Raw genomic sequence first — 8,245 nt, 5'->3', positions numbered from 1 at the left:
GTCGCTGGACAAGCCCTGCTCCCACATGGGGTTCAGGGCCAGAACACGCTGTAGCTGACGAGCCCGGCGAGACCGCGATGCCGATACACATGGCAATCGCAGCGTCGCGCTGCTCGTCAGCGCCTACCTGAATCGTGCGTGCTCAGGATTTGAATCCGGTTCCAGAAATATTTTCAAAATCATGTGAGGTAAACCGCTCCAGCTTACGTGTAGTGAGAATCAGATTCGTTTCACAAACGATCGTTTTCACTTCCCGACAGCTCAGGTTTACCCCGTCATGACAGCTCAATCCGGTGTTCGCAGGCCTTTTTTTCATGCTCGTCCCGTTTCTTTGTTCAGTGTGTGTTCGGCGACGGCGTTGCTGTGTTCGCTGGGGCTGATGCCTTTCGCTTACGGCGAGGAGTTGCAACTGGGCGCGGTGAACATCGACGCTGCGTCGCAATCAGGCGAAGCCAGCGACACTGAGCAGAGCAAAATCAGCTATCAGGCCCGCCGTGCCTCAGTGGCCACCCGTACTAATACGCCGTTGGTAGAAACCCCGGCAACCGTGAACGTGGTCACTAATCGGGTGATCGAGGACCGCCAGCCCAACAGCCTTGACGAGGCAATCAATGCCGTCAGCGGCGTCAAGCAAGGCAACACGCTGGGCGGCACCCAGGACGCCATCCAGAAGCGCGGCTTTGGCACCAACCGCGACAACTCGATCATGCGCGACGGCATGCAGTCGGTGCAGGCCCGCAACTTCACTCCGACCACCGAGCGTATTGAAGTGCTCAAGGGCCCTGCGTCGATGCTCTATGGCGTGCAGGACCCGGGCGGGGTGATCAACGTCGTGACCAAGAAGCCGCAACTGGTGGACGCGCATTCTATTTCCGCGTTTGGCAGCAGCTTCGGTGGCGGCGGCGAACAGATCGACCTGACCGGGCCATTGGGCAGCAGTGGGCTGGCGTATCGCTTCATTGCCGACAAGCAGAATTACGATTACTGGCGCAATTTCGGCAGCATTGATCAGTCGGTGATCGCGCCATCGTTGGCCTGGTACGGCGACGACACCACGGTTTCAGTGGCGTACGAGCACATGGAATATTCGGTGCCGTTCGACCGTGGCACGCAGATCAACCCCAAGACTGGCAAGGTCCTCGACATCCCGCGCAACCGCCGTTTGGATGAGCCGTTCAACGTCACCACGGGGCGTTCCGATGCTCTGGACCTGCGCATGGAGCATCGCCTCAACGACACCTGGACGTTGCGCACCGGCTACGGCTACAGCCGCAACTATTACAACGACTACCAATCGCGCTATATCTCGGCCAATTACACTACCGGCGCGGTCACCCGCCGTGGCGATGCCACCCGCGATGCCGTGCAGTTCGCGCACACTGCGACGGTCAATGCGCTGGGCGATGTGTACTGGGGCGATGTGCGGCACGAGTTGCTGATCGGTGCCGACTACATGAAGAACGAGCGCGACCTGGGTGACCTGTATCGCAGCGCCAACAAAGCCGACTTCAACTACAACGCGCCGGTGTATGGGGTGACGCCGCGTCCGGGTACGGTCAGTGCGTCCAACAGTGATCAGAGCGATCACCTACGCACCCACGCCTTCTTTGTTCAGGACTCGATGCACCTGGGTGAGCACTGGATTTTCCAGGCCGGCCTGCGTTACGACGCTTTTGATGAAATCACCGGCAAGGGCCGACCGTTCGTGGTCGGTGCCGACGTCAAGGACAGCAAAGTCGTGCCGCGTGTCGGTCTGGTTTATCTGATCCAGCCCGATTGGTCGGTGTACGGCAGCTACACCGAGTCGTTCCGCCCCAACACCTCGATTGCCGCGCCGATTGGCGACCTGCCACCGGAAGAGGGCAAGGCCTATGAAATCGGCACCAAGTTTCAGAACAACTACCTGACCGCCACTGTGGCGCTGTTCAATATCAACAAAAAGAACGTGCAGACCAGCGAACAGTGCGGCACCGAGACCTGCACGCGGGTGTCCGGTGAAGTGCGGTCACGCGGTCTGGAGGCGGACATCACAGGCCAGATCAACGACGCCTGGAGCATCACTGGCAGCTATGCCTACACTGACACCGAAGTGCTGGAAGACCCAATCCTCAAGGGGCAGCCGTTGGATGGTGTATCAAAACACACTGCGGCGGTTTATCTGACGCGTGATTTCGGCCATGTCGGCATTGGTGATCTGCGTGCCGGGGCAGGTGCGCGTTATGCCAGCCGTTGGGGCGTGAACGACGGCACGGGTGTTGAGTATTACCTGCCGTCATCGAAAGTAGCCGATGCCTTTGTCGCCTACAAAATGAAGCTCGACGAACGCGACCTGACCCTGCAACTGAACCTGAAAAATATGTTCGACGAGCGCTACTACACCTCGGCCAGTGGCCTGGGATCGCCCGCCATCGTGATTGGCGAACCGCGACAATTGGTCGCTCGGGCGAAGCTGGATTTTTGATCTGATGTGCGTTTCTGCAGGCGTGAACTCCCATCAAACACACTGTAACGATCTGGCGCAGCGCCAGTAAACCCAGGTCGCGCGGTCTGCCAGTCACATCCTGTGCGCAGGTTTACGGCGGGTTCCCCGCCGGTCGCGGGACAAGCCACGCGCCTACGAGCCGTCATCGCGGGCTCGACAGCGCGGCGCCTGGACGACGGGGGCTCTCCTACAGATCACCCGACCTTCACACCATCCGTTTGACGGTGTTGTCCTTGCGCACAAAGTGGTGCCAGATTGCCGCGACCACATGCAGACCGATCACGTAATAGAAGATTGTGCCCAGCAGCACATGGTAGTGCTCAAGGTCTTCTGCCGCGTCTTTGGAAATATCGAACGGTGAGGGAATGGCCAACTGCGTCAGCGGAATCGGCAATGCGCCTTTTTCCAGCCACACCGTGAACAGCCCCATCAACGGCTGCGCAAAAAGAAACGCATACAACGCATAGTGCGACACGGTTGCTGCCAGACGTAGCACCCCTTCCAGAGGTGGGGTGATGCCTGGCGGGGTGTGGCGATGGCGTTCGGCGATGCGCAAAAAAGCCATGATCAAGACCACGATCCCAACCCAGAAATGGCTTTGTACCACCAACATTCGCAGGTCGGACCCTCGGGCGAACTGGCTGCGGCTGAGGATAAGGATGTAGGCCAATATGATCAGGACCGCCATGACCCAGTGGAGCCAGCGAGCTTTGTAACTGTAGCGTTCTGCGGTGAGAGGTGTTGTCACGGTCAGGTTCCTCATTTTTTTGACAGGTAAAGGCTATTTGCCGCCAGCCAGGTTAACAGTCCATCAGCTGTCAGTGATTATGAACAGAATCGCGCACAACGTTTCATCCATATAAAAGAGTGGTGCCAGCTCTTTGTTCAGCAAACGCATGGATCTGCGAATACCCAATGTTCGAAATATTCAATCCTGTGTGCATCCACCCGCTTAGAGAAACGCTGAACTTACTCCATGCCTGAAAAGCCGCTGTACTCACCCTCCAGAGTATTTATTCTCGAAATACACATAACTTTTCTTCGTTTGAAGGTATTCAAATGAGTGCGGCATGGCATTCTGATATTGATAATATTAGGGAATATATGATGTTATCCATATATCTATTGATTATAAAAAAACCATCAAAGTCAATTTGACAGGTGTCGGGATGGGAGCCATTGTTACCATCTGAAAGTTCAGCGCTTTCAACTATTAACTTGAGTCAACAGGCTTTTTGCCTGGGCGTCTGTGCCCTCTGGACGTCAATTGGGATGCTTTCTCATAGGGACCATGAATCATGGATATTCCGGAATTCGTTCGTGCATTAAAAGACCAAAGCTCAGATTCAGAAGTGTGGTGGGATGCTTCTCCAACGGAATACGAAACATTTAGAAAACTACTGTTTGATCGTTATCCGTCAATGTTAAATTACATATCGCAGTTATTACCTGAACACTTTCTTGATACTCCGGCGGGGATCAGCGGCGCCACGACCAATCCCAGGCTTATCGCGCGGGCAGTGCTCGAACATGCCGACATTTGGCATGACGCAATCAAGATCATCGATCATCAACTGCCTGCTGCCCACCGAGCACGCCAGCTCTATGACCAATTGATTGGCGAAGGTGCCCGGCAGCTTCACCCGCTATGGATTTTGTCTCGCCGACGTTACGGCTGGTTGTCGGCGCAGGTTGATACCACCCAGTTAAACGATGTTGAGGGGATGGTGAAGCGAGGATTGGAGCTGGCGCAGATTTCTCCCAACGTGATGATCAAGGTGCCGGGCAGTCTGGCGGGCTATCAAGCCATAGAGCGGTTGGTTGCCCAAGGCTGCTCGATCAACAACACATTGTGCTTCACGGTATCGCAAGCTGCGGCCTGTCTGGACGCCATTCACCGTGGGCAATTGCTTGCCAGGCAAAAAAAGGTCGACGTCAGCACCGCGCAATATGTCATCACCTTCATGATCGGCCGCTTCGGCGATGAGCAGCAGTTCAATCAGTACGCCAGACAGCGCGGCATTGCGTTAAGCGACACTGACAAACGTTGGGCTGAGCTGGCCATGTATCAAGCGCTTCAGGCGTTGTTGCAACGTCGGTCGACGCCTGCACGGCTTTTGCTCTGCAGCCTACGCGTCGACACCAATCAGCAGGGGGAAGAGTACGCCTGGCACCTGGAAAGAACAGGTGCCGACACCACGCTTTATACCCTCACGCCTGAGATCATCGAGTTTCTGGTGCGCCGGCAGGCCAGCGGGCTGCCGGTCCTGCCGATCAGGCAACGGTTACGCATTCCTGATGAGGTCATGAACAAGCTGCTGTGCATTGCGTACTTCACCGACGCCTACTTTGAGGGAGGCATTGAACCGGCTGCTTTCGAGAACCACCCGGCGTTCATTACCGCGCGTAACGAAGCTTGCATTGCCCACGGGCAACTGCAGGGGTTTGTCGATGGCTTTGCGATGGATAGACCCCTGTCGATGTCGGCCTGGGAGCCAAAAGCCGAATCCGCGGGCGCTTCCCTATGAATCGGATGATCGCGTTGTGGGCACATCCCCGTTCACGCTCCACAGCGCTGGAGCGGGTGTTCATCGAGCGCAAGGATTTCGAGGTGTTCCACGAACCTTTCGCGCACATGGCGTTCGATGAACAGTCGGCAATCCCATCCGATGACCTGGACTGCGGATTGCCAACCACCTACGACGGTATCAAGGCACTGTTGCGCACCACCCGCGAGCGTCGACACGTATTCCACAAGGACATGTGCTTACCCGTAAGTCACTGATTCTGTTGATCTAAAAATCCTCCCCAAAACTCCCCCAATATCCCCTCAAAACTCGACACCGATTACGCGACGTCGATCCATTCCGTACCGCGACTATCACGGTAGAGATCGGTCATCGCCGCGCTTCTATGTCCAAGCAACTTTTGAGGGTCACGTCCTTCGGCAGCATGAAGGCGGGCTGAAAGAGAGCGCATTTCGTGAAAGCTTGGTGGGTGGTCGCTCAATGGAATCCCATAGGCAGCCGCTGCTTGATCCCTAACTATGGCGAATAGACGCGTCAGAGTTTCTAATTTGACTGGATACCCGGCCTTTACGCGAGCATTGGGTTTCGAGTGGTGGACCAGGTGCTGCGATAAAGCGCGATCCCTGCAGCGTTTGATCACCGTAGCGAGGTCAAGATCAATCGCTTCCAGGCGAAGTGCGGAACTGATGCGGAGCCGAGCGCCAGTCTTGGACTGCACGACATGGAGATACCCGTCGCGTTCGTCCTTGAACAGCATCGCCCGTATATCATCACGACGCTGGCCGGTCAGTAAGGCCAGCTCCATCGCACGTTTTAGCCACGTTCGGTCGGTCGTTTCGTAGATTGCCTGCCACAGCTCAAGACTCAGGCGCTCCCGTGTGACCTTCGCTCGTGCAGCCTTCGTTGCATCTACCGGATTTGCGTCGCATAGACCTGCAGCAATGGCTTCGGTGAAAACATCACGCAACAAGGAACGGAGCGCTTTTGACATATTAGCCTTTCCTTCCTTGGCCAACCCAGTCAGAAATGCCGCAACATCCATCGTCCTTATATTCCGTACAGGCATAGGGCCGAACTGCGCCTCCAGGCGCGCGATTCGGCTTTTAAAGTTCCGCATCGTGTGGATAGATAGTTCTTTTTCTGCGTAATCGGCTTTGTACTGCACGAGCCATTCTGCGAATGTCTTGCCCCTTTCAATCAAGGGCTCCGCAAGACGCACAGCGAGTGTTGGCCTTAGTATCTCTGCATGGTTGGCGGCGACAGCCTCGCGAATCGCTGTATCTTTGTCTTTACCAAGCCCGAACACACGGCCACTCACCGGATCGCGGTAGGTGTAGTAAGTGATTCCGTTACGGCGATCAGTCTTGCGATACAGATTCGGAGGAAGGTCTTTTGACCCTTGACTACGCGGCCTTGGTACCATGTCGAGCGCTCTCTATTCTGCTGATCAGGCTTGCACCTTTGGGGATTCTTTCCAGCTTTTCAGGTTTACAGTAGCAAGCATCGGATTCGACGTAATAACGCTTACCGTGCTTAACCGGGGTGGGGGATATTCGCCCCTCGCGTGCCCAGGTACGGAGAGTGTTGAGGTTGGGCGGAGTTTTGAATTGGTCTGTTGCCCACTCTTCCAAGGTCAGTTTGGTCATAGTTTTCTCCATCCGGTGTCTATGCGGGGTTGAGTGTGTCGAGTTCGGTCAGCGAGAAAACAATGCCTCGACAGTAGTTCTCGGCGTCTTCCATAACCTCAAAGGTGGCATGGGGGATGTCCGTCTTGTACGTCCAGGAATAGCCGGGCTCCTTGCACCACAGCGCCTCAATGGTCTTGGCCTGCCGCTTTCGCAGCACGTATTCGGCAATCTCATCGTCTTCCTCCAGCGAATCCCGATCTGGCAGTACGCCTTGCAGGTCGATGAGCGCGATGCCGCCGTCGTAGCAGCCAATCTCTTCACGTGACGCGCCGTCGAGTTCCATCAGGTCGTCACTGGCTCCATAGACGATCACCAGTCCGGCTTCCTTGGCTGCAGCAATGTGTTCTTTCGTGATGGCGCGATGTGCTGGGTACTGAATACCGTCCAGTTGTGCGGCGAGTTCTTCTTTTGTCATGGCAATAGTTCTCCAGCCCGCCGTACACCGGCAGGATTGAATGAGGGGAAGGGGGTTACTGAAACATTGCGCTGTCTTTGCCGACTTCGACCTCTCGGGCCTTCTGCTCGGTGCGACAGGAGATGTATTGCACGCTGCCATTACAGTCAGCGATCACCCACCACCAACCCATAAGGCGGTGAGGGCCTTTGATGATTTTGGTGATGGTCATGGCGATTCATCTGCCTCCCGTTCAAGTTGATCGAGGCGCTTGTTTGCCATTGCTCCAAGGTGTTGAGCGTCCTCTGCGCTCAGGACTGGCATGGGAACGAACAGGATGCCAGCCTTGATGAACGACTGAGCCATCATCGAAGCATCGCGAAGGTCAGATGGGTTGGCGCGGTTCATAGTTATGATTTCTCCAGGCATGACTTCTACTTCGCCGCATACGCAGCAGGCAATAGGGATAGGGTGGGTGGGGGGTTATTGCTGAATAGCGCGGGCACGACGTTTGCGGAATTCGTAAACCATGTGGCGAAGATTTGTCATCGACTCTTGCAGATCCTCTCGAGCAGAATCGATTGCTTCCAGCATATCTCTGTCGTCGTCGGCATCTGACTCGTCAAACTCAAATAGGGCGAGCCCATAGGCGTTGAAATGCTCGCTTACATAATCCGCTGCCGTCGCCATGTACTCGGCGTGCTCAATGGCGCAGTCCTTTTGGGAGCGCTCATCCCCCACTGCGCGGACATCCTCGGCAGGGGCGGCGCGTGTGTTCCAGTCCGCATCGTCTTCATCGCCGCGCTTGAATCCAGTAGGTCCAGTTGCCTCACACTTGCAGCACTGCTCGAAGTGGATACCGTCGTCCACCACCGTTTTTATATCGGTCGAGCCGCAAAACGGGCACGGTAACATTACTGTTTTGTTGGTCATGGTTTCACCTCAGGCCAATTGATGGGAAGGCCGCTCTCACGGATCAGGTGAAAGGGAAGATCTTCTTTCATGCACATTGGCACGCTGTCTGATTTCCCGCAGGTGGGGCAGCCTATCAACCCGCCCCAGCAAACCGGATGAATCGCTGGGAATCCGCTATTACAGGAGTTCTTACTTTGCTCATACTGAGAGCATGGGATTCGATCACTCATCACTCACC

At 55.7% G+C, this 8,245-nt stretch carries 9 protein-coding genes and 1 pseudogene; 3 read left to right on the top strand and 7 right to left on the bottom strand.

Annotated features, from left to right (window positions below; genetic code table 11):
• Positions 1–379: 379 nt before the first annotated feature.
• Positions 380–2,461 (top strand): TonB-dependent siderophore receptor, encoded by a 2,082-nt coding sequence (locus VGC62_RS08640; protein ID WP_414705770.1) that lies wholly within the window; start codon positions 380–382, stop codon positions 2,459–2,461.
• A 226-nt stretch (positions 2,462–2,687) separates the two neighbouring features.
• Here the strand turns inward: VGC62_RS08640 and VGC62_RS08635 are convergent, their stop codons facing one another.
• Positions 2,688–3,230 carry a cytochrome b gene (locus VGC62_RS08635; RefSeq protein ID WP_331186656.1) on the bottom strand — a complete coding sequence of 181 codons (543 nt, stop codon included), beginning with the start codon at positions 3,228–3,230 and terminating at the stop codon, positions 2,688–2,690.
• Between the two features lie 550 nt (positions 3,231–3,780).
• Between VGC62_RS08635 and VGC62_RS08630 the strand changes: the two genes are divergently transcribed.
• Complete coding sequence (locus tag VGC62_RS08630; protein WP_331186655.1) at positions 3,781–5,010, top strand: transaldolase family protein; 1,230 nt, start codon at positions 3,781–3,783, stop codon at positions 5,008–5,010.
• Positions 5,007–5,249, top strand: a pseudogene (locus VGC62_RS08625) (sulfotransferase family protein); the annotation flags it as partial. The gene VGC62_RS08630 and the pseudogene VGC62_RS08625, both read left to right, overlap by 4 nt.
• An 80-nt stretch (positions 5,250–5,329) precedes the next feature.
• On the opposite strand, the gene VGC62_RS08620 reads toward VGC62_RS08625, so the two are convergent.
• The 6 genes from VGC62_RS08620 to VGC62_RS08595 form a co-directional block, all read right to left on the bottom strand.
• Positions 5,330–6,433: a phage integrase Arm DNA-binding domain-containing protein gene (locus VGC62_RS08620; RefSeq protein ID WP_331186654.1), complete on the bottom strand. Its 1,104-nt coding sequence runs from the start codon at positions 6,431–6,433 to the stop codon at positions 5,330–5,332.
• Positions 6,414–6,656, bottom strand: a complete 243-nt coding sequence (locus VGC62_RS08615) for an excisionase (RefSeq protein ID WP_331186653.1) — start codon at positions 6,654–6,656, stop codon at positions 6,414–6,416. The genes VGC62_RS08620 and VGC62_RS08615 overlap by 20 nt, the downstream gene beginning before the upstream one ends.
• 19 nt (positions 6,657–6,675) lie before the next feature.
• Entirely contained in the window at positions 6,676–7,113 is a 438-nt protein-coding gene (locus VGC62_RS08610; protein ID WP_331186652.1) for a hypothetical protein, read from the bottom strand.
• Between the two features lie 55 nt (positions 7,114–7,168).
• Positions 7,169–7,324: a hypothetical protein gene (locus tag VGC62_RS08605; RefSeq protein ID WP_331186651.1), complete on the bottom strand. Its 156-nt coding sequence runs from the start codon at positions 7,322–7,324 to the stop codon at positions 7,169–7,171.
• Positions 7,321–7,500 (bottom strand): DUF1382 family protein, encoded by a 180-nt coding sequence (locus VGC62_RS08600; RefSeq protein ID WP_331186650.1) that lies wholly within the window; start codon positions 7,498–7,500, stop codon positions 7,321–7,323. The genes VGC62_RS08605 and VGC62_RS08600 overlap by 4 nt, the downstream gene beginning before the upstream one ends.
• 75 nt (positions 7,501–7,575) lie before the next feature.
• Positions 7,576–8,025 (bottom strand): hypothetical protein, encoded by a 450-nt coding sequence (locus VGC62_RS08595; RefSeq protein WP_331186649.1) that lies wholly within the window; start codon positions 8,023–8,025, stop codon positions 7,576–7,578.
• Positions 8,026–8,245 lie beyond the last annotated feature (220 nt).

The sequence above is a fragment of the Pseudomonas sp. genome, from assembly GCF_036404235.1.
Lineage (GTDB): Bacteria > Pseudomonadota > Gammaproteobacteria > Pseudomonadales > Pseudomonadaceae > Aquipseudomonas.
Note: the sequence above shows the minus strand (reverse complement) of the source record. Positions and strands in the feature narration are given on the sequence as shown.